The 26,039-nt window shown below is 40.5% G+C and carries 17 protein-coding genes and 2 pseudogenes; 14 read left to right on the forward strand and 5 right to left on the reverse strand.

Features of this window, described 5'->3' with window-relative positions:
• Positions 1 to 29: 29 nt before the first annotated feature.
• From JQC92_RS01900 to rluA, 3 genes are all read right to left on the reverse strand, one after another.
• Positions 30 to 3,989: a rhombosortase-dependent M36 family metallopeptidase gene (locus JQC92_RS01900; protein ID WP_204998060.1), complete on the reverse strand. Its 3,960-nt coding sequence runs from the start codon at positions 3,987 to 3,989 to the stop codon at positions 30 to 32.
• Positions 3,990 to 4,294: 305 nt separating this feature from the next.
• Positions 4,295 to 8,032: a S8 family serine peptidase gene (locus tag JQC92_RS01905; RefSeq protein ID WP_204998061.1), complete on the reverse strand. Its 3,738-nt coding sequence runs from the start codon at positions 8,030 to 8,032 to the stop codon at positions 4,295 to 4,297.
• Positions 8,033 to 8,360: 328 nt separating this feature from the next.
• Positions 8,361 to 9,023 carry a bifunctional tRNA pseudouridine(32) synthase/23S rRNA pseudouridine(746) synthase RluA gene (rluA, locus tag JQC92_RS01910; protein ID WP_204998104.1) on the reverse strand — a complete coding sequence of 221 codons (663 nt, stop codon included), beginning with the start codon at positions 9,021 to 9,023 and terminating at the stop codon, positions 8,361 to 8,363.
• Between the two features lie 421 nt (positions 9,024 to 9,444).
• Here rluA and JQC92_RS01915 point away from each other — a divergent pair, with 421 nt between their 5' ends.
• From JQC92_RS01915 to nqrM, 10 genes are all read left to right on the forward strand, one after another.
• Positions 9,445 to 10,779 carry a Na(+)-translocating NADH-quinone reductase subunit A gene (locus JQC92_RS01915; RefSeq protein WP_204998062.1) on the forward strand — a complete coding sequence of 445 codons (1,335 nt, stop codon included), beginning with the start codon at positions 9,445 to 9,447 and terminating at the stop codon, positions 10,777 to 10,779.
• Complete coding sequence (locus tag JQC92_RS01920) at positions 10,779 to 11,978, forward strand: NADH:ubiquinone reductase (Na(+)-transporting) subunit B (RefSeq protein WP_129945424.1); 1,200 nt, start codon at positions 10,779 to 10,781, stop codon at positions 11,976 to 11,978. The genes JQC92_RS01915 and JQC92_RS01920 overlap by 1 nt, the downstream gene beginning before the upstream one ends.
• A complete protein-coding gene (locus tag JQC92_RS01925; protein ID WP_204998063.1) occupies positions 11,971 to 12,777 on the forward strand; it encodes a Na(+)-translocating NADH-quinone reductase subunit C in 807 nt (268 codons plus the stop codon). Before JQC92_RS01920 ends, JQC92_RS01925 begins: the two co-directional genes overlap by 8 nt.
• Positions 12,777 to 13,409, forward strand: coding sequence for an NADH:ubiquinone reductase (Na(+)-transporting) subunit D (locus tag JQC92_RS01930; protein ID WP_129945422.1), 633 nt, complete (start codon positions 12,777 to 12,779; stop codon positions 13,407 to 13,409). The genes JQC92_RS01925 and JQC92_RS01930 overlap by 1 nt, the downstream gene beginning before the upstream one ends.
• A gap of 5 nt (positions 13,410 to 13,414) precedes the next feature.
• Entirely contained in the window at positions 13,415 to 14,023 is a 609-nt protein-coding gene (nqrE, locus tag JQC92_RS01935; protein ID WP_129945421.1) for an NADH:ubiquinone reductase (Na(+)-transporting) subunit E, read from the forward strand.
• Between the two features lie 59 nt (positions 14,024 to 14,082).
• A complete protein-coding gene (nqrF, locus tag JQC92_RS01940) occupies positions 14,083 to 15,309 on the forward strand; it encodes an NADH:ubiquinone reductase (Na(+)-transporting) subunit F (protein WP_129945420.1) in 1,227 nt (408 codons plus the stop codon).
• A 225-nt stretch (positions 15,310 to 15,534) separates the two neighbouring features.
• Positions 15,535 to 15,966, forward strand: coding sequence for a hypothetical protein (locus JQC92_RS01945; RefSeq protein WP_204998064.1), 432 nt, complete (start codon positions 15,535 to 15,537; stop codon positions 15,964 to 15,966).
• A gap of 125 nt (positions 15,967 to 16,091) precedes the next feature.
• Positions 16,092 to 17,591, forward strand: coding sequence for a D-arabinono-1,4-lactone oxidase (locus JQC92_RS01950; protein WP_204998065.1), 1,500 nt, complete (start codon positions 16,092 to 16,094; stop codon positions 17,589 to 17,591).
• A gap of 122 nt (positions 17,592 to 17,713) precedes the next feature.
• On the forward strand, positions 17,714 to 18,736 hold the full coding sequence (locus tag JQC92_RS01955; RefSeq protein ID WP_204998066.1) for an FAD:protein FMN transferase: 1,023 nt from the start codon (positions 17,714 to 17,716) through the stop codon (positions 18,734 to 18,736).
• Positions 18,737 to 18,746: 10 nt separating this feature from the next.
• Complete coding sequence (nqrM, locus tag JQC92_RS01960; protein WP_129945417.1) at positions 18,747 to 18,971, forward strand: (Na+)-NQR maturation NqrM; 225 nt, start codon at positions 18,747 to 18,749, stop codon at positions 18,969 to 18,971.
• Positions 18,972 to 19,032: 61 nt separating this feature from the next.
• Here nqrM and JQC92_RS01965 read toward each other — a convergent pair whose 3' ends face one another.
• Entirely contained in the window at positions 19,033 to 19,851 is an 819-nt protein-coding gene (locus JQC92_RS01965; RefSeq protein WP_204998067.1) for an alpha/beta hydrolase, read from the reverse strand.
• 181 nt (positions 19,852 to 20,032) lie between these two features.
• On the opposite strand from JQC92_RS01965, the pseudogene JQC92_RS01970 reads away from it, so the two are divergent.
• A pseudogene (locus JQC92_RS01970) lies at positions 20,033 to 20,884 on the forward strand (IS1595 family transposase); the annotation flags it as partial.
• Between the two features lie 15 nt (positions 20,885 to 20,899).
• Here JQC92_RS01970 and JQC92_RS01975 read toward each other — a convergent pair.
• Positions 20,900 to 22,458 (reverse strand): IS3 family transposase gene (locus JQC92_RS01975; RefSeq protein WP_420851284.1). Its coding sequence is split into 2 segments (ribosomal slippage): positions 20,900 to 22,008 and positions 22,008 to 22,458, totalling 1,560 coding nucleotides; the frame shifts between segments, so codons are not numbered across the junction.
• A gap of 79 nt (positions 22,459 to 22,537) precedes the next feature.
• Between JQC92_RS01975 and JQC92_RS01980 the strand changes: the two are divergent.
• The 3 genes and pseudogenes from JQC92_RS01980 to JQC92_RS01990 all read left to right on the forward strand — a co-directional run.
• Positions 22,538 to 22,669: pseudogene (locus JQC92_RS01980) on the forward strand (IS1595 family transposase); the annotation flags it as partial.
• Positions 22,670 to 22,761: 92 nt separating this feature from the next.
• Complete coding sequence (gene dinB, locus JQC92_RS01985) at positions 22,762 to 23,832, forward strand: DNA polymerase IV (RefSeq protein ID WP_204998070.1); 1,071 nt, start codon at positions 22,762 to 22,764, stop codon at positions 23,830 to 23,832.
• Between the two features lie 183 nt (positions 23,833 to 24,015).
• Positions 24,016 to 26,025: a methyl-accepting chemotaxis protein gene (locus JQC92_RS01990; protein WP_204998071.1), complete on the forward strand. Its 2,010-nt coding sequence runs from the start codon at positions 24,016 to 24,018 to the stop codon at positions 26,023 to 26,025.
• Positions 26,026 to 26,039 lie beyond the last annotated feature (14 nt).

The raw sequence follows: 26,039 nt of genomic DNA on the forward strand, positions 1-26,039 counted from the left end.
TTTTCTAGCTCATATTACAAGAGTTCGACTTATTTTCTACGGCGTCTTAATACTGCAAATGGAGTAAGCACGAGTGCCAACCAACCAAGAGAACCGCTAGACTTTTTCTTCTTGGTTTCTTGCTCTGGTGCAGCTTCAGGAATGTCTCTAACTTTTACTTCTACAGTTTGAACAACATCACCTGTTCCATCATTTACAGTGAGTTCAAATGTGAGTTCTTGAACGCTACTGTTTACTTCTGGAGCGGTGAAGCTAACCTCTGCACCGTCAGTAGATGAAAGTGCAGCTTCGTTTCCAACCGTCTGCTTCCAAGAGTATGAAAGTTCATCGCCAGCATTTGCATCAACTGCTGTTGCAGTGAGAGTTACAACGTCACCTTCTTTAACATCAGTACCACTCGCTGCAATCATTACGTTTGGTAAACGGTTATCACAAGCCATAGCATCGCCAGCAATCATATTATTGAAAACAGGAGTCATTACGTTTGTTAGGCTTACATTGTCAATCCACCAACCTAAATCACTGAACACTGCATCGGAAGCAATACGGAACCTGAGCTTAACATTACTGCCATTTAATCCTGTGCCAAAATTAATGCTTTCATTATTACCCACAGTACCATTTGTATTATTTCTGCCATGGAAAACAGGTCTTTCTGAAAGTGGTTGCACATCTTGAGTTGTAATCGGCCCGTCATATCCAATATCAAAACTGCCGCCGACTTCGGTTACGTCTACCCAATCAGAACCGTTGACACTGATTTCAACAACACCACCATCCCAATCTTGCTCGATAGCATAGAAGTGCCAGAAATTAACCTCAAAATCTCCTTCGAAACCAACGGTAAATTCTCTGGTTTCGACAGCTACATCAGATTGGAAGTCATTATTATCTAGAACCATGACTTGATCACCAAGGTCGAAACCGAAGGTCTCGAAGGAATCAATATTTGAGCCGTTGTCATACTGTTGAGTCGCTAATGCTGGTTCACCGCCATGCATTACGTGTTGTTGCCAATCTACAAATAAGGACCAATCTTCCATGTTTGAATGTGCAGTACTGTCATCAGTTGTTTGATCTTCGAAATCCATGTTGACTAGAGTATTAAATGAATAATCAGTTGGAAGGATCACTTCACTTCCTTCTTCATCCATGAAGCTCAGTTCAAGCTCAAGTACTTCTCCAACACCTGATTCGTCTAATGAGAACTCAATAGGATCACTTGTAATTTCAGAGAAAGCGCCACTTAGCGTGCTGAATGTAACTGCTCCTGCGTTTGCGAATGTTACATCGTGCTCACTAGTGACTTTTACTTTAGCTTGGATATTTTCAATATCTAGATTACCAGTATTCTTAATAGTAAAACTAACCGTGCCAGTTTCACCTTTATCCATTATGTTATCGTTAGAGCAGTAACCAACAGTTAAACCTTCATAGTTAGCATTTAGAGCATGTGATTTAACATTAAATGCAGCGAGTTCAGTGTCATACGATTCCACAGCTCCAGCATGGTCATTAGAGAAACGTTCTGGTGAAACAGCACCTAAACCTAGGCCTCTTGCAGCGAATGCTTTTAAAATTACAGTGTAATCTTCAGGGTCATTAGCATAAGCGACCGCTAGAATTGCATCACGAGCTTCAGTAAATGTTGGAGCTATCGGGGTCATTTTATACCCAGACACAATATAGGTTTTCATTAAGCTTTGTGCTTCAGCGAATGTATGGCGTTCATCATTAATCAGGCCTACATAAGCATCCCAAAGCATTGTAGCCCAAACCGTTCCTGAAGCATGAACTTGTGCATTATTAGATATTTCTGCAAAAGTAAAGTTGTTAACTTCAGTATCTGTTGAATATGGAAGACGACGAATACCTGTTTGGAAGTTTGCAACATATGAAGTGGCGCTGTACGCAGCTTGGTACTTATCATTACCTGCCATCATCGCATCATCTTCTTCTGCAAGTAACAACAATGCATGGAAGTCACCCCAACCTTCGCCCATCGAGCGGCCTTGGTTATTGACTAAGCCTGAACCATTACCGACAAGACGGTTACTTATGTAATGTCCCCATTCGTGGGCAACAATACCGTTATCCCATGAACTTGCTTTAAACCCGCGAGGAGTTTTATTACTGAACATTGAAATTATTACATCACCAGCAGATATGGCTTGATCAAGCTCCATACCTTCCGCTTTTGAGATCATGACATTTGGGATTTGGATTTCTAGTTTAGGATCGTCTCCTCCCATTCTAATTGCACTACCATCAGCGTTATTTGCGACAATCACACCTATAGCGCCAGCATTTTGAGCATTTAAGATTTTATCAATAAAAGAACATGCTCCGCGATCGATAAGAGCAATATTTCCTTCGAGTGCTTCAGCATTTGTTACGACATCACAACCGTCTTTATTTGTATTTCCATCGACGACAGTGTCCATCAATCTAACAATTTTACCTTTGACCTCATCGTAGTGGACAGGACCTAAAGCAGATAATACAGTGGATTCAAGAAACGTAGAGTCATCTCCCATTACGATTGATGCACCGAAATCTGTACCGTTTAGAGTTGGTTTATCCCACAAATACATTTGCATTCTAGGCGATGCACCATCGGCTGGAGTAGACATGTTTGCATTGTTAAAACCTGAATTATCTTGTACTTCAACGCGTAGAGGATCACCTTCCACACCACCTCTATCATAGTTTGATAACTGCGCGTTTCCAGAAGCTTCATCAAAACCGTGAGCATAATAATCATCATGCAAGAAGTTGTTAACTAAGAATAAGTTGACGATCGCAGCTTTACGGTTTTCAACAGAATATTCGGCACTTTCAGGATTATATGGATAATCAAATGTAGCATCTCCATTAACTTCAGCTTTTAAGTCCCCAGTAGTAAAACCGTCAGGTGCAACTAAGTCTGCATAAGCATGAACATTGTTACCATTCGCTTCCTCAGCATCTTCCTCTAGCCAAGGATCATCTGTTGAAATCCCTGCATTCTTAAGAGCAACCATTGGAGCTTCAAGGTAAGAAGCAGAAATATAATCTGTTGATTTACTATCTGCAGCTGCTGGAATAACGTTTCCGTGAGGGCTGTCCCAAGGAGTGCCGTCTTCAGAAATATAAGCTCTATAGTTATACTCACCGGCATGGCTGACTAAGTTATTTTCAAACAGTACTTTTCCATTTTTACCAATCACATAGCTCATGTACTTGGAATCGACAGAATCAATTTCACTCGATTGAAGCTCAATATAGTAAGATGGTTCAAGGTTACCGTTTACTTCAAAATAAACTGGCTTTGCTCTTGGAGTTCCGACTAAGAAATGTTTAGTGTCTGACTGGGTAACTCTATAGCTATGATATGTATCGCTATCAGCGCTAACTTTTTCAAGGCTTAGTGACTGGCTATCAATACCGTGTTTTTTTACTGCAGATAAAATGGCAACTTCTGGTTGTTCAAAAACATCACCAACATGCTTAGTTTCAGCTGCTTTTGAATAAGAGTTCTTGTTTACCACTGTTCCAGAAGAGGCAACTAAGTTGTGATCTTGATCCATAAGAATATTGAATTCTTTATTGAAGACTTCGATTCCACCAACTTGTTGCTTGTATTTAACTATTTTTGAACCATGTTTTGGTGCATGGATATGCGCAAGGTACAGTGTTGAGTTTGGTTTTGTAACCGATTCACCGACAAGCTGATTTAAATAAAAATCAGAAGCAAATGCTGTTCTTTTATCCAAGGATACTGGAGTCAGATTAGGGCTAGCTTGATTAACGGTAGCCCATTTGAACGTAATTTCTTTTGTTATTGAATCATACTGGTGGCTCATACCACTTAATGTTTGAGGTGAACTGGCAACACCTTTAAAACTAGCTTGCTGTGTCACTGGTTTTAAAATGTTCGCTGATTCACCAGCATAAAGTGGAGCAGTAAGTAGCGAAGATGCTATTGCTATGGCGAGTTTTGTTTTCATTGTGATTCCCTAAAACTGAATGATTTTCCCTTAAATAGCCATTTATATAAATTATTAAACTTATGGCAACAAAAACTTAACATTTATATGGTGTAGAAATAAACAATTATTTAGTTGTAAGGTGTTTTTTAGTTAAAAAAAAGCTAGGACTAATTGGTTAGACTGGAAGTTGTAATGACTTTTCTTTGATTACAAAGATGAAATTTGAATACTGAGTTACGGTTTTTGAAATGCTTGTTGTTAAATGAAAAATAAAAAAGCCTCACGGTGCAGTGAGGCTTTTTTATAGAACTTACTGATTACTTCTACTTACGACGACGTAAAAACGCAACTGGAGTAAGAAGAAGTGCTAACCAACCTAGAGAACCACTCGATTTTTTCTTCTTCGGTTCTGGTGTTGGCTCTGGAGCAGGTGTAACAGTTACTGTTACTGTTGAAGACTCAGTTACCTCTTCACGGCCATCACTTGCTGTTAAGCTGAAAGTAAATTCACCTGAGCCAGCTGGAGCAGTAAACGATACACTGAGTTGATCTTCACTTTCGGTAAACTCAGTAGCTTCACCACCAGTTTGTGCCCAAGTTAACGTTAACTTGTCTTCTTCTGCATCTTCTACAGTTGCAGCAACAGTCACTTCAGAGTTTTCTTGAGCTGAAACATTTTCTAGTGATATCACTGGTGCTGTATTGTTTACTGCTACAGTGATAGTGGTTTCATTATCAGAAACGTCACCATTCACATCAATAGCTTTAACTTTTAACATTACATCAGCAGTTGATTGATCAATAGCTTGAGTAGCAATTAATTGTCCTTGAGCATTAACAGTAATAAGCTCTGAACTGTTCTCTGTAATACTGAAACCACTCACTGGGACATCTTGAATATCGCCACTATAAACGTCTAATTGGCCTAAAACAGAACCAGCTTCAGTGCCCTTATCAACAGAAAAACTAGCTTCTTTAATCATGATGTTGGTATAAACCGTGTCATAATTTACTTCAACATCAAGGTTACCAGTATCTGTTAATACTAAAACACCTTGAGTATTAGGGTCGCGAACGACTTCTAGAAGTGCACTTTCACCAGGCTGAAGTACTGAAATCTCTTCACCAACGTCAGATGTTGAAACTGAACTTATGCTTGCACCGTTGGTTCCATTAACACTCAACATTCTCACTTGGCTTGTTGAAGGTGCAACCACTAAATCTGCTTCAACAGTATCTGCAGAGTCTGAAGCAACAGGGCTATATGATGTACTTTCTACACGATAGCGAACTTTAACTGTCGCTTTCTCATCAAACATCTGCTTGGTGATTCCAACATCTTCAGAGCATGCAAGTGTTGTTACATAATTATTACCTGCATTATGAATGGCAGGAGTAATTGAGCCTCTTCCTACTCCGTAAGGGTGATTAAAGGCGACAAGGCCGGTTAAGTCAGAACCATTAGGCGTGAACCATTCTTCACGAGCGGTTTGTGACACGAAGTCCCATTCTCCATCATTATCTACATCAAAATCTGCTTGGTAACTTGCAGGAAGTGTATATAACACTGGGTCACGAACTTGAACGGTATTACTCATCACAAAACCGCTGTCACAGGCACTATTAGGGAAAAATTCTGTTGAGCCTGCAGTTAAATCATGACGGCGCTCTTTCTCTATTGGATCTGTTGCAATTAGAGAAGAAGAGAAAGGTGCATCAATCGCCGTACCACCTGTATTTGTGATAAAGAATAAATTACCTGTTTGTGAGCTAACAAAGCTTACTTCAGCGTTATCAGTTGGTTTTGGCAACATGTGATAAACTACATGAATGGCTTTATCATTGCCATTTAGAAACTCGATTGAACCATCAAATTCGATGCGAGTTAACTCTGCTGATGCTGCATTAATCGCATCACCTTCCGAAAGACCATTTTCACCAATCGTTAAGTCGCCAATCAATGCAGAATGAAGGTTCCAAGCCGGGAGTTTACTTGGGTCAATATGGGCAGTAACTTCAACTTCAATTGATTCACCAGCTGGAATAATGACACTGTCAGGTAAAGTAAATGTCAGTGCACCTGTGTCAGCATCATCAGCAAAGCGTGGACGCGGGTTTAGAGTATACGTTTGGTCGCTGTCTGAGTAGTTTTTAACCGTCACAGTTTTAGTGACAGAAGTTTTTTCTTTAACACTCACTAGACCATAAGCTAAAGCAGCTTGCTTAGTTTCTTTATCCCAAGCAGCAATCGGTGTGTTTACTGCTTTCTTAACGTCAACTAAGCCAGCACCGACATAACTGATAGGCGCCAGTTCAGCTTGTCTATTTAACCCGATTGGCTCGGCATAAACAGCTAAGTTTGCCGTGTTCATTGCAATCGCTTTAATTTCAAATGCATCTCGATCTTCATGTGCTTCACGAATAATACTCAATGCGCCAGCAGTGATAGGAGCTGAGAACGAGGTACCGCTAATAGGTGTCAGACCATCGCCTAATCCAGGCTGTGCTGTGAGAATTGCTGTACCAGGTGCTGTAATTTCAGGCTTTAGGGTTCCAGCAATTGATGGGCCACGTGACGTAAATGTTGCGATTGCGCCTGAGTCATCAAAAGACTTAGAAACAAATGAGAAGCTTTGTCCTGCCCCACCTTCGATTTGAGCTTTTAGAGTGTTACCTAAATCTTGATTAATACCTACTGAAGGTATGGTGATGCCTTCAGCAAAACCACCTGGGCTGAAAAATTCGCCTTCGCTATTGTTTGCAATAACTACGAATGATGCGCCACGCGCCTGTGCATTAAGAACTTTATCAGTAAATGCACAGCCACCTCGATCGATAATCACTGCTTTACCTGAAAAATCAACATCTTCAGCAAACTCAAGGCAACCATCTTGGTTAGCTTCAGGGTAAACCAATGGTGCAGTTTCATTATTAAATGAAAAATCAAGTTCAGGGTTGAATCCAGAAGCGTAGGCTGTAACCTCTTCACCACCTACCATTGAAGTGACAATGGCATTTTGACCTTCAGGGTGAGTCATTGCACCTACAGAGAGTGCGTTATTTGATGTACTTGGCCCACCAACAATAAATGGAGTAGGTCCATCGTTACCCGCTGAAATAACCAAGTTAACACCTAATTCAACCATTTGATCGATGAGTACTTGAACTGCACCACCATCAACATCACCAAAATTGCCACCAAGTGACATATTTACAGTGTCTACTCGGTCAGAAATATCGCCATCACTATTTGGATCCATCGCTGCTTCAAGTGCTTGGAATTGAGCTAATCCAGGGCAACCGCCACCACAAACACTGTAAACATATAATTCAACATCAGGTGCAATACCTAATACAGAGTGACTCACATGAGTACCGTGGTTTGTACCAGCATCAATTGGGTTTGGATCATCGTTAATGAAATCATAACCACCAATTACTTTGCCTTGAGGCCAGTTAACTGGTTGATCTGCAGTAGCTACAGCGGCTTCATAATCTTCTACTTTACCTGAACCACCGATTGCAGCATGCGTATAATCAACACCTGTATCTAATACAGCTACGCGTTGACCTTTACCTGATGCAATACCGTTAGTTACTAATTCTTTTGCATTAATATATTCAGCAGAAGCATCAACGTTAATTTCATAATCATAAAGAGGTAATACTGCTTTCACTTCAGATAGCTTGGAAATTTGATCAAGCGCTGCGCTGTCAGCATCAACGATGATTGAGTTAGCCAAGATTTTAGTTTGGTCTAAAACTTTTACTTCTGAATTCAGTGTTTGAAGTTTCGAAATTAGTACACGTTGTGAATTATCAACATTTGAAAGGGCACTTGCTGCACTTACTTTAGAACCTGTTTTGAAATCCGAAATTGAAGGCGAGTTTAGTTGTACCATCCAAGCAGAAATTGTTTTTTTCTCTGGTTTAAAAGTTGCCTGTGTACCTTTAATGTTGTTTAGAGACTGGCCTGTAGTATTAAATTTTATGTCTGATTGTGCTATTGCTGTAGAAGCAACCAAAGCTGCCGAAACGGCGAGTGCTAATTTAGTTTTCACAACTATTTTCCTTGTCAACTGGAACGACGATAGTGATAGGAAACATCAAATATACGTCTTTTGTTATAATTTTGTTTGTTAGAAATAAAGTATGTTTCAAAAATATTTCGTAGATGCATTTCTATCACAAAAAGTTAACACTTGTAATAACTTTTTTTCATACAAGAACGCAATTGATTATAAAAAAAGCATAAATAAATAAATAGAAAATTAATAATTAGGAAATAATTATTAATTATTATCTGTTTAGTGTTGATGGGAGGGTTTTGACGTTTATTTATGGGCGAATAGATTTATTGTTAATAAATGTAACTGCGCAATATGTATTTTAATCTACAAAAGGAATGCGTGTTGAAAAAACGAGCTCTTCTTGACTGTAAGGTTGTTTAATTGATAGAGACTGCGCATGAAGGTTCAAGCGAGATCTTAACTTTTTTCCAACATCATCAGCATAAAAGCCATCGCCTAAAATAGGATGCCCCATCGCCATCATATGTACACGAAGTTGATGAGAACGCCCCGTGATTGGAGTTAATTTTACTAATGTCGAATGAGTGTCATAACTCACGACTTCAAATAAAGTTTGTGAAGGCTTTCCAATTTGATGATCCACTTTTTGTTTAGGGCGATTAGGCCAGTCACAAATAAGTGGTAAGTTTACCTCGCCACTTTGCTGCTTTATATGGCCCACAACACGAGCGTAGTAGATTTTTTTGGTTTCTCTGTCCCTGAACTGGCGTTTTAATTCACTTTCTGCTTTTTTTCTCAAAGCGACAACCATAATGCCAGACGTGGCCATATCGAGGCGGTGCACAATTTGGGCATTAGGGTGCAACATTTTAACTCGAGCCCAAATGCTATCGGAATGTTTAGGGTCTCGGCCTGGAACAGACAGCAAACCTGATGGCTTGTTTACTACAATAATGTCTTTATCCTGATAAAGGATATCAAGCCAAGGCACAGTTGGAGGATTGTAAACAAAGTCAGGCACAGACATATAAAGGTAGTTTTAAGCTCAAAAACAGAAGTGCGCAAAGATACTGACTCTTGGCTATCAGTGCAAGTGAAGATTAAGTTTCTTAGATGTTGATAGATAATTTGCTACACAGAACTCTTTATTGAAGATTCCTCTCATGTTTCTGTTAAAAATCTATGTAGTTTCAAAAGCATTTAAATTGTTATCAATAGTTTAAATGCTTAACGGGTGCTGACAATTCACAATTCTGCCACAGAATTAACCCATATTTTTCGTGGCGATATACGGCTAATTGGGGTAAAATGCGCGCGACCAACGTGATTGCGATCGCAAATCTGCGATATTTCTGCGTCAGCTCAACACTCGAATGTATTTGATTTTTGAGGGTTTTGTGACGTGGACGCATTTTATTTCCTTCAACGTAGTGCTTGTGGATATGATTACAATTAAGAAAGGATTGGATCTACCTATTGCTGGTGGACCAGAACAAGTTATCCATAATGGCCCAGCCATTAAACAGGTAGCTACACTGGGTGAAGAGTATATTGGCCTGCGTCCGACGATGAAAGTTCGTGTCGGCGACAAGGTACAGAAAGGTCAGGTGATTTTTGAAGACAAAAAGAATCCTGGCGTTGTATATACGGCTTTAGCTAGTGGTACAGTTACCGCAATAAACAGGGGCGCAAAGCGTGTCCTGCAATCTGTCGTTATTGATGTAGAAGGCAATGAGCAAGTGTCTTTTGCAAAGTATGACGCAGGGCAGCTCGACAGCTTAGAAGCCAATAAAGTTCGTGAAAACCTGGTTCAATCAGGTTTGTGGACTTCATTGCGTACCCGTCCATTCAGCAAAGTACCTGCCATCGATTCTGATGCTGCGGGAATTTTCGTGACGGCAATTGATACGCAGCCATTGGCGGCTGACCCAGTTGTTATTATTAACGAACATAAAGACGATTTTGCTAACGGCTTAAAAGTGTTAGCGAAGTTGACCCAAGGGAAAGTGTTCTTGTGTAAACCACAAGGTGCCGACATCCCTTCTGCCAACACTCAAGTAGAAGAGTTTGGTGGTGTTCACCCAGCAGGTCTAGTAGGGACTCATATCCATCACTTGCTTCCTGCTTCAGCTAATCGCACGGTTTGGCATATTGGTTACCAAGATGTAATTGCCATTGGTCAGCTATTTATGACTGGCGAATTAAATGTTGAGCGAGTTGTTGCTGTAGGTGGCCCTAAAGCCCTTAAGCCAAGATTACTTCGTACTGTAGCCGGTGCAAGTACGACTGAGCTAATGGCTAAAGAAACGCAGGAAGGAAGTGTTCGTGTTATCTCAGGTTCAGTGTTGAACGGTCGCACAGCGGCAGGCCCACACGCATTCTTGGGTCGCTATCACGCACAGGTAAGTGTTTTAGAAGAAGGTACAGAAAAAGAATTTCTTGGTTGGGCAATGCCTGGTGCTAAGAAGTATTCTGCAACTCGTGCATTTTTGTCTCACTTATCGCCATCACGTTTATTCAACCTAACGACCTCTACAGGTGGTTCAGATCGTTCAATGGTACCAATTGGTGCTTATGAGCGTGTTATGCCGTTAGATATTCTTCCTACTATGCTATTACGTGACTTGTTGTCAGGTGATGTTGATGGCGCACAAGCATTAGGTGCGTTAGAGCTTGATGAAGAAGATTTAGCGTTATGTACTTTCGTATGTCCAGGCAAGTATGATCACGGATCATATCTTCGCGACTGTTTAGATACGATCGAGAGGGAAGGCTAATGGGCTTAAAGAGTTTTTTCGAACGTATCGAACCGAACTTTGAAAAAGGCGGTAAATACGAAAAGTGGTATGCGCTATTTGAAGCGGTATACACAGTATTCTATACACCAGGTCACGTAAATAAGGGTCGTACTCACGTTCGTGATAATATCGACTTGAAACGTATCATGATCACTGTATGGGCATGTGCTTTCCCAGCGATGTTTATGGGGATGTATAACGTTGGTCTGCAAGCACAAGACGCATTAATTGCTGGTTTTGGCACACCTGACGTTTGGCAAGTTGACCTATTCGGTATGTTTGGTGCTCACCTTACTAAAGACGCTCACTGGGCGACTTTACTGTGGTACGGTGCTTGTTTCTTCCTACCAGTTTATGCAACAGCATTTATTGTTGGTGGTTTCTGGGAAGTCCTGTTTGCATCTGTTCGTGGTCACGAGATTAACGAAGGTTTCTTCGTAACATCGATTCTTTTTGCACTAACACTGCCACCAACCATTCCTTTATATATGGTTGCGCTGGGTATTACCTTCGGTGTTGTGGTTGCAAAAGAAGTATTCGGTGGTACAGGTCGTAACTTCCTTAACCCTGCGCTTGCAGGTCGTGCGTTCCTATTCTTTGCTTACCCATTAAATATGTCTGGTGACACGTCTTGGGTTGTAGCTGATGGTTTCTCTGGAGCTACGGCATTAAGCCAAGCGGCAGCAGGTCACTTCAGTTATGCGTTTGACCAAAGATGGTGGGATGCGTTCTTAGGTTTCATTCCAGGTTCGATGGGTGAAGTATCGACGTTAGCTATCCTTATCGGTGGTTTAGTTATCATCTACGCTAAGATTGCATCATGGCGAATAGTTGGTGGCTTGATGGTCGGTATGATTGCTGTTTCAACATTACTGAATCTTATTGGTAGTAGCACGAATCCGATGTTTGCGATGCCGTGGTACTGGCACTTAGTACTAGGTGGTTTTGCGTTCGGTATGATGTTCATGGCAACCGATCCAGTTTCAGCTTCATTTACCAATAAAGGTAAATGGTGCTACGGTATCTTAATCGGTGCGATGGTGGTATTCATCCGTGTGATCAACCCTGCATTCCCTGAGGGCATGATGTTAGCGATTTTATTCTCTAACTTGTTTGCTCCATTGTTCGACCACTTTGTGGTTCAGTCGAATATTAAAAGGAGGATCGCTCGTGGCTAACGCAGCAAATAAAGATTCATTTGGAAGAACGCTATTCACCGTTGTTGGCCTGTGTTTGGTTTGTTCGATTTTAGTATCGGCAGCCGCTGTTATGCTTAAGCCTACTCAAGATCAAAATAAGCGTTTTGATAAGCAGAAATATATCCTTTCTGCGGCTGGCTTAATGAAAGACACCAGTAAAGCGACTAAAAAACAAGTTGAAGATATCTATAATGCTCGTATCACAGCGAAGATTGTAAATCTGAAAACGGGTGACTTTACAAATGCAACGAAAGCACAAGCTGATGTGTTCGATATGGACAAAGCAGCACGTGATCCAAAGATCTCTTTCAAACCTGAACACGATATAGCTTCTGTTAAGCGTGTGGCTGATGACGCCGTGGTATACTTAGTTCGTAGTGAGCAAGGTAAACTTGAAACGGTTATTCTACCAATTAAAGGTTATGGCCTTTGGTCTACCATGTATGCTTTCTTAGCACTTAAACCAGACATGAATACCGTTGAAAGCTTGGTTTACTACAAATTCTCAGGCTCTGGTGAAACGCCAGGTCTAGGTGGTGAAGTTCAAAACCCGAAATGGATTGCTAAGTGGACGGGCAAAAAGTTATATGATGACAAAGGTAACTTTGTTATGAAAGTAACTAAAAACCCTGTTGAAGCTGAAACAGTTCATGGTGTTGATGCGCTTTCTGGCGCAACCCTAACCAGTAATGGTGTTCAGCATTCACTAACATTCTGGCTTGGTAAAGAAGGTTTTGCTCAGTTTATCGATAAAGCCCGTAAAGGAGGGTTAAAGTAATGGCTGATGCTAAAGAACTTAAATCGGTCTTAACTGGCCCGATTATCAGTAATAACCCAATTGCGCTTCAAGTATTGGGTGTATGTAGCGCTCTAGCTGTAACCAGTAAAATGGAAACGGCGTTGGTAATGACCTTAGCATTGACTGCGGTAACGGCGTTTTCTAACCTGTTTATCTCAATCATCCGTAATCAAATCCCGAGCAGTGTTCGTATTATCGTTCAAATGACCATTATTGCGTCATTGGTAATCGTGGTTGACCAGGTACTGCAAGCGTTTGCTTATGATGTAGCAAAGCAGCTATCAGTATTCGTTGGTTTGATTATTACTAACTGTATCGTGATGGGTCGTGCTGAAGCGTACGCAATGAAGACTCCGCCAATGATGAGCTTTATGGATGGTATCGGTAACGGTTTAGGTTACGGTGCAATTCTTCTAGGCGTAGGTTTTGTTCGTGAGTTATTTGGTAACGGCAGTTTGTTCGGTATCGAAATCATGAAGAAGATCTCTGAAGGCGGTTGGTATCAACCAAATGGTCTACTGCTTCTTCCACCAAGTGCGTTTTTCTTAATCGGTATTCTGATTTGGATCATCCGTACTTATAAGCCTGACCAAGTTGAAGCGAAAGGGTAAGCGTAATGGAACATTTAATCAGTTTGTTTATTCGCTCTGTTTTCATTGAAAACATGGCACTATCCTTCTTCCTTGGTATGTGTACTTTCCTAGCGGTATCTAAGAAAGTAACAACGGCGATGGGCTTAGGTGTTGCAGTTATCGTGGTATTGGCGATTTCAGTACCAGCTAACCAGATTATTTATCAAGGTTTATTAGCACCAGGTGCCCTTGCATGGGCAGGTTTCCCTGATGCAGATTTGAGCTTTCTGAAATTCATCACTTTCATTGGTGTAATTGCAGCATTGGTTCAAATTTTGGAAATGGCATTGGATAAGTATTTCCCACCTTTGTATAACGCACTGGGTATTTTCCTACCACTGATTACAGTGAACTGTGCGATTTTTGGCGCTGTATCATTCATGGTAGAACGTGATTATAACTTAGGTGAAAGTGTGGTATTTGGTATCGGTTCTGGTGTCGGTTGGGCACTGGCTATCGTGTTGCTTGCGGGTATCCGTGAGAAGATGAAGTACGCTGATGTACCAGATGGCTTACGCGGTCTTGGTATTACCTTTATCACCGCTGGTCTTATGGCCTTAGGTTTTATGTCATTTTCAGGCGTGTCACTGTAACACGCCCATTGACAGAGTATTTTAGGGCAATTTAATTAGGACCCTCTAAGGATAAGTTGATGGATATTATTTTCTTAGGTGTAGGTATGTTCACTGTGATCGTACTGGTATTAGTTTTAGTGATTTTATTCGCTAAATCTAAACTGGTTGCGTCAGGTGATATTACCATCGGCATCAACGGTGATGCTGACAAAGCAATTAAGACCGCTGCTGGCGGAAAATTACTAGGTGCATTAGCCGAAAGCGGTATCTTTGTTTCAAGTGCATGTGGTGGCGGTGGCTCATGTGGTCAATGCCGTGTGAACATCAAATCAGGCGGTGGTGATATTCTGCCTACTGAATTAGATCACATTACTAAAGGTGAAGCTCGCCAAGGTTGTCGTTTATCATGTCAGGTAAATGTTAAAACTGACATGGAGATCGAACTTGACGAAGAAATCTTCGGCATCAAGAAATGGGAATGTGACGTTATCTCTAACGATAACAAAGCCACATTCATTAAAGAGCTTAAGCTTGGCATTCCTGATGGTGAATCTGTACCTTTCCGTGCAGGTGGTTATATTCAAATTGAAGCACCAGCTCACCATGTAAAATATGCTGATTTTGATGTACCAGCAGAATACCGTGGCGATTGGGAACACTTTGGTTTCTTCAAGTTAGAGTCAAAAGTAGACGAAGAAACGATTCGTGCATACTCAATGGCTAACTACCCAGAAGAAGAAGGCATCATTATGTTGAACGTGCGTATTGCTACGCCGCCTCCACGTAATTTAAGTCTACCTTGTGGTAAAATGTCATCGTACATTTGGAGCCTAAAAGCGGGTGACAAAGTAACGATTTCAGGTCCATTTGGTGAATTCTTTGCGAAAGAAACTGATGCTGAGATGGTATTTGTTGGTGGTGGTGCAGGTATGGCGCCGATGCGTTCTCATATTTTCGACCAACTTAAACGTCTTAACTCAGATCGTAAGATGTCATTCTGGTACGGTGCACGTTCTAAGCGTGAAATGTTCTATGTTGAAGATTTCGATGGCTTAGCAGCGGATAACGATAACTTTGATTGGCACGTTGCGCTTTCAGATCCTCAACCAGAGGACAACTGGGACGGTTATACTGGCTTCATTCATAACGTTCTTTATGAAAACTACTTGAAAGATCATGAAGCTCCTGAAGATTGTGAGTTCTACATGTGTGGCCCTCCAATGATGAATGCGGCAGTAATTGGTCTACTTAAAGATCTAGGTGTAGAAGACGAAAACATTCTACTGGATGATTTCGGTGGCTAAACACCATTAGTCTGATTTTAAAAACCGTATGTTGAGTCAACATGCGGTTTTTTTGTTTCTATAGTTAAGGCAAAAATATTGATATTTAAATATAGAAAGTTCTAAGCGAAGTGTTCTGTTTTGATTAATTTTTGTTAATCTTTACGGCATTAATATGTCTTATAGTAAGGTAAGTGCTTACTGTCCCTAAGGAAGGTGACGTTTATCTTTTTGAGAGGCGACACAATGTCAAAAAAATCTGCAAGTCCAAAATCTATCAGTAGAAGAACATTACTTATTGCAACGTCTAGATTGAGTGTATTTACAGCACTTTTGTCTAATACGCTACAAGCAAAATCTTTATTAAACACAACTGAAAGTGAAACCCCTTCAGGTGTTGTTAATGAGTTAATTTATTACATTACAAGAAATGGATTACTTTGGGTAGCAGAGCATAAATTATTACTGTTTGAGAAGGTTTTGTTTTCACATCCAGATGCCTTAATTAATGTGCTGAAAGATACCTTGCTTACAGATATTGATTTAAAAACATTTAGACAGGTTTCTGCCTTAACAGATCGTAAGTTTAAATGGCTCGAAAGAAAAGATACAAAAAATGAGACATTTGAAAACTGGGGGAAATCGATTAGTAACACTCCAGTGAAACACACTATATAACTCAAGTTGCAGTCCTTAAGGAGCTCGTTCAAAAGGCCAAACAGAATAATTTAAGAATCAGAGTTGCACAATTCAGGCATTCATTTTCAGATGTTTTTTCTGAAAATAAACAACTCTTAGTTTGCTTGCAAAGTAAACGGTTTGCTATTCGTAAGCCTAGTTTGCACCCTCCAATTGACCCTGAAAATGAATTTCAACAGATAGAACTGATTGGCAAACCGTACTTAACCAAGCAGCGTCATCATTTGTGTAAAGTCGGCTCAGCAGTTCATAATAATCATATCCGGCTATGGAGTTATGAACAATGGCAGAGTAAAAAATCTGACCCTGAAATGGATGCTTGGGGGATGCCATATGATGTAGTTCTTGTTGAAAATGCGCTTGGATCTGTATGTTGCTCAGGATGTCACAGTGCAGGAATCAATACTCAATCACTTTCTGATTTAGTTGTAGCCATTGAGTTCATAAACACGAATGGCGAATTACAAACAGTTTGTGATTATGAAGAACTTAAATTAGCTCAATATACTATTCCTCAAGGTTGGCTTAATGACAAAGCAACACTTAAGAGCATAGTCGCCAATTTTGGCTTAATTGGTGTTGTTACTTCCTTAGTCCTTCGTTTAGATGAACTGTCTTATGCCTTGCTTCAGCCAAAGCGAGTTCCAATACTGAGTACTATTCCACCCAAAAAACTGGATGATGCTCCAGATTTTTTTGCATCCCAGAAATCCTCTTCGACTGATTTAATCAAAGCCAAGGATAACTTTATAAAAATATGTGAGAGCGATTACTATGCAGAGTTTTTTTACTTTCCCTATCAACAAGATGCAATTGTAAATACATGGGATAACAGTGGCAGTTTTAACGATAGCATTCCATCACCAATTCAAGCGCATGATTTAGAACAGAATGTCCTCACTTATTTTGTCTATTTAATCACTCCTGTTTTGAGTAAGCTCCTCTCACAAGAAGAAGTTGCTAAATTATTTGCTGAGCTAACAAACAAAGTTTTTTATCAACCAGAACAACCAGTGTGTATTCCTATCACTGAAGCTATGCATTTCCAAAGAGGTGTTCATAATATACCGGTGACTATTATGGAAATGAACATAGCAATACCGACCATGGATGATGGAAGTTTGGATTGGGCTGTGGCTTGGGACATTTGGTGGCGAGCAATGACCTTAATTTACTCTCAAGCAAAAGGCAAGCAGGCATTACAAACGACGATGGAAGTCCGAATCACTGGAGGATCGGAAGTTGCACTTTCTCCCTTATATGGAAGCAAGGCATGTTTTGCAATTGAAATTTTAGGCAATTTACAAGTACCCAAGAAACAATGGATTGAGTTTATGCAATCTGTTTTGAATCAATGGCTCAGTGTTCGAGACAGTCAAGGAAACCCTATCCAAGTGAGGCCCCATTGGAACAAGCAATGGCGTGAGCTTAAGTTTAACGGGCTGAGCGGCATCGATTATATGGCAAGTGTTTACTCTGAACAGATTCAGTTATTTTTAGCAGGGTTGGAGCGAATCGCCATGGAAGGTGGATACAGCACAGAAGAAACACAGCAGTTATTCAGTAATCCAACTTTTGATAAAATCATTTTTGGAAACTCATAAATTACTCAGATGACACTTGTTATTTATTAGACAGCTGTCCACTTTAAGTTAGGCAGCTGTATTATTTATGGTTTAAAATGAGGGGTAACTAGGAAGGCACTTGAACAATAGGAGTTCTGCCAATGGTTAAGTTAACATCTGCATTTAAATTGTTTTTCTTTATAGTTGTAGCCTCAGTCCTTTCAGGCTGTAGCAAACATGTCGATACTGTTTCTTTGCAGGGCAGTACTATGGGGACGACATACCACATTAAATATGTGCCGAACAATAAGACTCCTGACATTGATACCTTACATGCGGAAGTAGAACTGACACTTGAACAAGTAAATGACCAAATGTCGACCTATAGACCTGATTCTGAATTATCGACCTATAACAGGCTAAAAGAAGGTCAAGGTATCAAGGTATCTCCTGACTTATTAACTGTCATCAAAGAAGCAAAAAAGATAAATAAAATCTCTGATGGTGCGTTAGACATTACGGTTGGACCATTAGTTAACCTTTGGGGGTTTGGGCCGCGTAAGGGACAATTAGAAGCGCCAAAGACTGAACAAGTTGCTGCTGCAAGAAAACGTGTAAATATTAATGGTGTCGTTATCAATGGAGAGCGTTTAGAGAAAGGCAGTAAAGACTTGTACGCCGATTTATCTTCAATCGCTAAAGGATTTGGCGTTGATAAAGTATCAGCCATATTCGAAAAATATCATGTGTCAGGATACCTTGTTGAAATTGGCGGTGAGCTCCGCATAAAAGGTAAGAAAGCGGATGGTTCAGGTTGGAAAGTTGCGATTGAAAAACCCACTTCAGATGAGCGTAAAGTTCAGCAAGTCATTGCACCTGGAGATATGGCGATGGCAACCTCTGGTGATTACAGAAATTATTTTGAAGAAAACGGAAAACGCTATAATCATATCATTGACCCTAGAACTGGAATGCCAGTGCAGCACCGTTTAGCATCAGTGACCGTACTCAATAAAGAGTGTATGGTTGCAGATGGTTATGCTACAGCAATGATAGTTTTAGGCGTTAAAGATTCGTTAGCACTTGCTAAAAAACAAAACTTAGCGATAATGCTCATCGAAAAGCAAGATAATGGATTCAAAGTCCATTACAGTGATGCTTTCAAAAAATATGTAAAAGAGTAGTGGAGTCCTTATGAGCACCTTTATTGCCGCTTTTGTGGTGTTATTAACGTTTTTCTTGTTGATGTCTATTGGCTATATTGTAAAGAGAAAAGCCGTAGAGGGCAGTTGTGGTGGCCTAGGTGCATTAGGTATTGAAAAGGCCTGTGATTGCGATGATCCTTGTGATAGACGTAAACGTCGCATGGAAAAAGAAGCTGCTCGTAAAGAGATGTTAGAAAAAAACAGAATTATTTAACCATAACTCTGCACTCTCCAATAAAAGCGACATCATTTAATGTCGCTTTTTTGTTTTTTATTCATCGAGTTTCTGGTTTATTAAAAAGAAAACCGAGTCCTTTATAGGCGCCTAAATGAAGAACATCTCCATGATCTAATGTTGGATAAAACTCAAAACCTACCATATTTGACTTTAAGCCTGCTTGAAGCGTTTTTTTATACAGTGATTTTGCAACCCGTTTCATGATCTCTCCTTCTTCGCCCACGGTTATAAATACTTTTCCTTTAAAGGTGTTTAAATCCAGAGGCCGAGATAATAAAGACTCTTTATCCCACCATAAGCTTGGGCTAACAATCAGGTAGTTTGTGAACATGTTGGGTTGCTGATGGAGTATGGTGCTGGCTAACAACCCTCCCAAAGATTGACCAACTAAAGTTCTATTGTTTGTTGTGCGATAGTGAGCGTCGATTAAAGGGAGTAACTCATTACTTAGGTGGGAAATAAAATCATCGGATTTACCTGAGGTTGGAAGCTCTTTCTGATCCGTTAAATCTGAGCTTGGATAAGTGAAGTCACGACGCCTATCGACATTCTGAATACCTACAACAATCACTTCCGGCATCGAGTTTATCCAGGAGAAAGATAAGAATTGCGTTAATCCACTCATATGAACAAGATCTTCATCCACCCCGCCATCTAAGAGGTAAATCACAGGGTACTGTTTTGATTGAGCCTTGAAGTAACTGACGGGAAGATACACATTAAACTGGCGAGTTTCATTAAGCGCTTTTGATTTAAAGCTAATGGATTCTCCGATCACCAGGGGTGTTTTATCTATCACAATCGCATTAGCATTTAAATTAATCAATAAAGTCAAAATTAGCAGTAGTCTTTTCATTTTGCGCCTCAATCCGTTTGAATGTTAATCCTATTTATTCAATTACCCTTTTACTGCGCTTAGGGATTACTTAATTTAGCAAAATCACAAAAAAAAATAGCTATAAAATAACGTTTCACAACTATATACTGTTCATACATAAGGGCTATCCACTTAGCTGCACCTATGTCAATATATAGGAATGACAAAGCCTTCACAATTGTTGCAAGCAGGTATTGATTACCCGAGGGATTGGGAAGAATTTGTAACATGGTTTTATGATGAATCAGTCTGTTTAAGCTTCCTAATCAATCTCAGATGGCCTTCAGGGTTTATTTGCCCACATTGTGCTGCTCTTAAATGTTATCAAGTAGATAGCCAACTCTTTTTGTGTGCGAACTGTCGCAAGAAAACATCCGTTACTTCTGGCACTATTTTCGATAAAAGCAGGATATCACTACGAAGTTGGTTTGCTGCGGTATGGTATATCACTAATCAAAAGAATGGCGTTAGTGCTTTAGGAGTTAAACGGTTACTCGGGCTTGGTAGCTATCAAACGGCTTGGTCAATTCTTCATAAGATTCGTGCTGCTATGGTCAATCCTGAAAGAGATAAGCTAAGTGGAATAGTTGAAGTTGATGAAACTTTGGTAGGTGGTGTCAGTCACAAAAGCAAAAATATTGAACACCTTTATGAAAAGAAAGCCGTTGTTTTAGTTGCAGTGGAACTCATTGAGCCTAAAGGCTTTGGGCGAATCAGGTTAAAACAAGTCGATAGTGCCACAGCTGAAAATATTCAAAGATTTATACTTGATACAGTCGAGAAAGGCAGCTTGATTTGCAGTGATGGCTCTCTTGCTTACATTAAGCTTGGGAAACTTGGCTATAAACATAAAAAAATTGTTCACTCTGGCTCCAGTACGCCTGCTCATGTTTCAATGGCGGGAGTTCATCGAGTATCAGCTTTACTTAAAAGATGGCTCTTAGGTACATATCAAGGAGCTGTAAGGGTGAAACACTTAGATTACTACCGGCGTTTTTCAAGACAGGTGTCACCCTTTGATTAAAACTTAAGCTACATTATTTGTCGATTTTTCTGTTGTATTTTCATTATCTGGATTTAACATTACATCACCAACGGGTTCGCAGTTTCGAATCTCACCTGACCACCTCATTGGCTTTTTAGCTCTTGCTTCTTCGAGTACCTTTTTACGGTTCATGAGCAGCACATTATCTTGTTTTTTATGCCGTTCCTCAGGCGTCACGAAGTTAAGCCGACTGTGCTTATGTTCGTTGTTATACCAAGTCACAAAGTTCTCAACCCAGTCTTGGGTTTCTTCTAAACTTGAAAACCCTTTTTTAGGCCAGTCAGGTCGATACTTTAATGTCCTAAAAAGTGATTCAGAGTAAGGATTGTCATTACTCACACTTGGGCGGCTCAATGATGCCGTTACACCTAGCTCTTCCAACTTTGCTTTCATGGTGTAGGATTTCATTGGTGCACCATTATCAGAGTGTAAAACCAACGGCGAGTTGAAACACTGCTCTTTGAGCATGCAACGCTGGATTAACTCTGCGGCCTTTTGACCGCACTCTTGTTCATGGACTTCATAGCCAACAATTTTACGGCTATAAATATCTTCAAACAGATACAGATAGTAAAACTTCCCTTTGATGACCGAGGCGCAATATGTGATATCCCAAGACCAAACCTGATTAGGCGCTGAAGCCCTGTAACTCTTAGGTTTACTTCTCTTTTGTGGTGTTTTTTCTCGCCCACGACGATTAAGCTGACCGTGCCCCTTTAATACTCGATAAAAGCTCGACTCAGAGGCAATGTATATCCCTTTATCAAGTAATGACGGAACGATTTGCGTTGGTGGCAAGCTCGCATATTCATTTTGATTACACGTATCTAAAATTTGCTGCCGCTCCCTCTCAGTAAGCTTATTCGCTGGCTCTGGCCGTTTAATTTCGGGACGCAAATCGGCTTGTACTTGCCCATCTTTAAACCACCGTCGATAAGTTCGTTTACTTAACGGGACTTCATTACAGGCGTTATCTAACCTTGCACCACTATTGCAAGCTTCTTGGATTAACCCTATCAACTGTTGTCTTAAAGGCAGTGGTGTTAACTCTCCTGGTTTTCGTTCTCCCACAAGGCATTGAGCTTTTTTCTTAACACCAGTAAAGCCGTTGTTTCCGCCAACGCCTTTTCCTTTCTTCTTAAATCGGTTTTAAGTGACTTAATTTCTGCCTTATCGAGCCTAGCCTGCTTTTTAGCTTCTTTTTTTTGAGCGCCACTTGATTGAAAACCCGTAAGGCAATCTCGTTTCCATTGCTTAACTTGCTCTTTAAAGATACCTTTTTCACGACAATATTGATTGAGTTGAGACTCTGACATTGCTGCGGTTTCAATGATTACGGCTAACTTGGTTTCTGCTGACCAATTATAGGATGAAGCTTTACCGGGCACGACTTTTCCTGCTTGTTTTTGTTTATTGCGCCAACTATACAATGTTTGAACATGAATTCCTTCTTCTCTTGAAATAGCTGCGATACTCATATTTTGTGGCGGAAGCATTTTACTGAGTACAGCTTGTTTTCTTTCGTCTGAATAGTGTGTCATTAGGTTGCCTTTCCCGCCCCCTTAAGCGGTTAATAATTAGTTAAATATTAAGAGTGACAACCATCCTGACACAGGGGGCTACCTTGATGAATATACGTTCCGTTTTAATCGTAGGAAATCTAATTCGAGGGGGTTGTTATTTTATAGGCTGTTGGAACAAGCCATAGTAACAAAACCATTAACATATAGGGCTATCAAAGAAAGACGTTAAACCACAATATATAGTGGTTGGTGCAGCTAAATATAGTGGTTGGTGCAGCTAAGTGGATAGCCCTTTCATACATACAGTTATCGGTGTGCTTTATGAAAAAGATCATACATGTAGATATGGACTGCTATTTTGCAGCTGTAGAAATGCGTGATTTTCCTGAATATAGAGATAAGCCTCTTGCCGTTGGGGGCAGTCGGGAACGTAGAGGTGTGATATCAACCTGTAACTACGCAGCACGTGAATTTGGTGTCCGTTCTGCTATGCCTACTCAGCAAGCTTTAAAACTTTGCCCTGATTTGGTTCTAGTGCCGGGGCGTATGCAAGTTTATAAGCAAGTATCACAGCAGATAAGAGAGGTCTTTGCTCAATATACCGATTTAATTGAGCCACTTTCTCTCGATGAAGCTTACCTTGATGTGACGGATAGCCCGCATTGTCATGGTTCAGCGACTCTCATTGCAGAGGAGATCCGCAGCAAGATATTCGAATTGACGGGTTTGACAGCATCTGCGGGTATCGCACCGGTAAAATTTCTCGCTAAAGTAGCTTCAGACTTAAACAAACCTAATGGTCAATTTGTCATCACGCCTCCGCAAGTCACAGAGTTCGTTAAGACACTGTCTCTACGAAAAATCCCAGGAGTGGGTAAGGTTACAGAAGAAAAGTTAGCTCGACTGGGGTTATCAACATGCGAGGATGTTCAACAATTTGATGAAAACAGGTTGATTCAAAAATTTGGAAAGTTTGGACAGGTATTGATAGAACGAAGCTATGGCATTGATGAACGAGCCATAGTGTCCTCCCGAGAGCGTAAATCGGTCGGAGTGGAAACAACATTAGCTCAAGATATATTTCAATTAGAGCAGTGCGAGGGGGTGCTCGTAGGTTTAATCAAAGAGTTGTCTGCAAGAGTGCAACGCAGTGCTAAAGAGCGTCAGATTCAAAAGCAAGTGGTTAAATTGAAGTTTGCTGACTTTCAGCAAACCACAGTAGAGCAACGAAGTGATGACATTTCACCTAAGTTATTTAAGCAGTTGCTCGCTGAAGCTTATGCTCGAGGTCAAAAAAGAGGAATTCGGCTCGTGGGTATTTCAGTGGGTCTATGTGCTCAAGTTACTTCTGAACAAAGCGATCAACCAACACAGTTAGAACTAATACCATAGTGCTTTATTGTGTAGTTAAATTTTATACCTATCTACCTAATAGATGCTTATGCAGTGAAATGTTTCATCATTGCAGACTAATTGCAATATAAAAATTCTTTTAAAATAATGCCTGTTGCACTTTAGTATTACACAATCAAAAATAAACCATTCCAATATAATAAAATTAAAAAGGAAGTCGTAATGAGGGTGTTGAAGCGTTCTCTCAGCTTGCAATTAGTGATTATGATTGTAGGCCCTCTTGCCATTATGTTGGCAATCGTAGCAAGTATATTGGTGAGTCATGAGAGCGAGCGAGCACGTAATCAGATAGATTCAGATATTCATAGTTTGGTCGAGCTTAAAGCTACTGAAGTTAAAGATTACTTTCAAACCAAAGGCCAAATCATTCATACCTTATTTTCTCAGCCAGATGTATTGAATTGGTTTAGTCAATATCATACACGAGGCTCAGATTTATCAGATGACGCCCAATACGACAGAATTATTAAGCATTTCACGTATCTCACTGACAGCGATAAAGACATCAAAGCCGTGTTTTTCGGTTCAGCGAACACATACGAGTACTTTGATATTTTGGGGCGCTATGATGGCGACCCTAATTACTACACCAATAAACGACCTTGGTGGCAAAAGTCTATCGACAAAAATGGATTGTATGTAAGCGATCCTGCAGTGGATGCAAATGATGGTTCCATTTCAGCAACGGTTAAAACCATTGTTAGAAATCAGCAAGGAAAACTTATCGGTATCGGTGGTATGGATATCTTAGTTGATACCATTGGTCAGCATTTATTAGCACCCATTAAATATCAGCAGCAAGGCCAAGCCTTTTTGATGACAGATGAAGGGAAGTTGGTTTTTTTCAAGGGTTTTAATGACAGCTTTCCTCCTGGCTCAATGCTGAGTAAAGTTGATGCTCAATTCAGTGACAGTAGTGGCTTTTCTGCACTAGAAAGAGCAATAATCAACAATGACTCAGGTGTTGCCGAGGTTATTTTTGATGGCGTACCGCAGCGTGTGTCTTTTATGGATGTCTCAAGTGATTATCCTCAACAGCGCTGGCATCTCGGTTTCATGCTGCCTCAAACGGTGATCGATGCTCCTGTACAAAAAGTGGTATGGAATGCCTCATTAGTGGCTGTTGGCATCATTTTACTCGTGGCAGCAATGGTGTGGATGATGCTATTACCATTCAGAATTCAATTAAAAAAATTGGTTGATGCAATGGAAAATATCGCTCAAGGTGATGGTGATTTATCTCAACGTATTGAACTTGATAGAGAGGATCAACTTGGCAGACTTGGCAAAGCATTTAATTTGTTTGCTGAAAAAGTTCAGTCGATGTTAAAGCAAACCGGTCAGCTCACAGCAAACGTGAGTCATGGTGTTGTCGAAGCCAATAAAGAATGTGAAGTTGCTGTTGATATTGTGAAACAGCAAAAGCTACAAATTGACTCTGTAGCAGCGTCAGCCACAGAAATGGCACAGACAAGCCAAGCAATGGCTTCAACTACGCAAAATGCGATTGAGCTAGCAGATAATGCTCATATTCAGGCTGAAGACGGTGTCAAGATCGTTACGCTAGCCACAGACGGTATTCGCACTATGTCTCAGCAAGTGATTGAAGCAGCAGATGTGATACGAGAGCTACGTGGCAGCAGCGAGAAGATTGGCGAAGTGCTCAATGTCATCAGGGGAATTGCAGAACAAACCAACCTTTTAGCTTTGAATGCGGCTATTGAAGCCGCACGTGCTGGTGAACAAGGTCGTGGTTTTGCGGTTGTTGCGGATGAAGTAAGAACCTTGGCTTCTAGAACTCAGGATTCAACAACAAACATTCAACAAATTATTGAAACACTACAACAAAGTGCACTGCAAGCAGAGCAAGTGATGGAAACCAGTGTCGATCAAGCTAAGTCAGGTGAAGCATTGACTGGACAAGTCGAAATCGCATTAAAAGACATCACTCAAGCGATTAATGATATTCAGCAACAAACGACTGAAATTACTGTAGCGATCAGTCAACAAGCAGTCGCAGCGGAAGAAGTGGCCAGTAATATCGAAGCAGTAAGAGCGCTTTCAGACAACTCGTTAACGTCAGCTGGCCAATTGGCAAAGACCGTGAAAGAGTTTGATAATACTACGATGCAATTATCCAATAATATCAATCAATTTAAAGTGAAGTCGTAATGGCTATAGTGCGT

The sequence above is a fragment of the Parashewanella hymeniacidonis genome, assembly GCF_016900895.1.
Taxonomy (GTDB): Bacteria; Pseudomonadota; Gammaproteobacteria; order Enterobacterales; family Shewanellaceae; genus Parashewanella; species Parashewanella hymeniacidonis.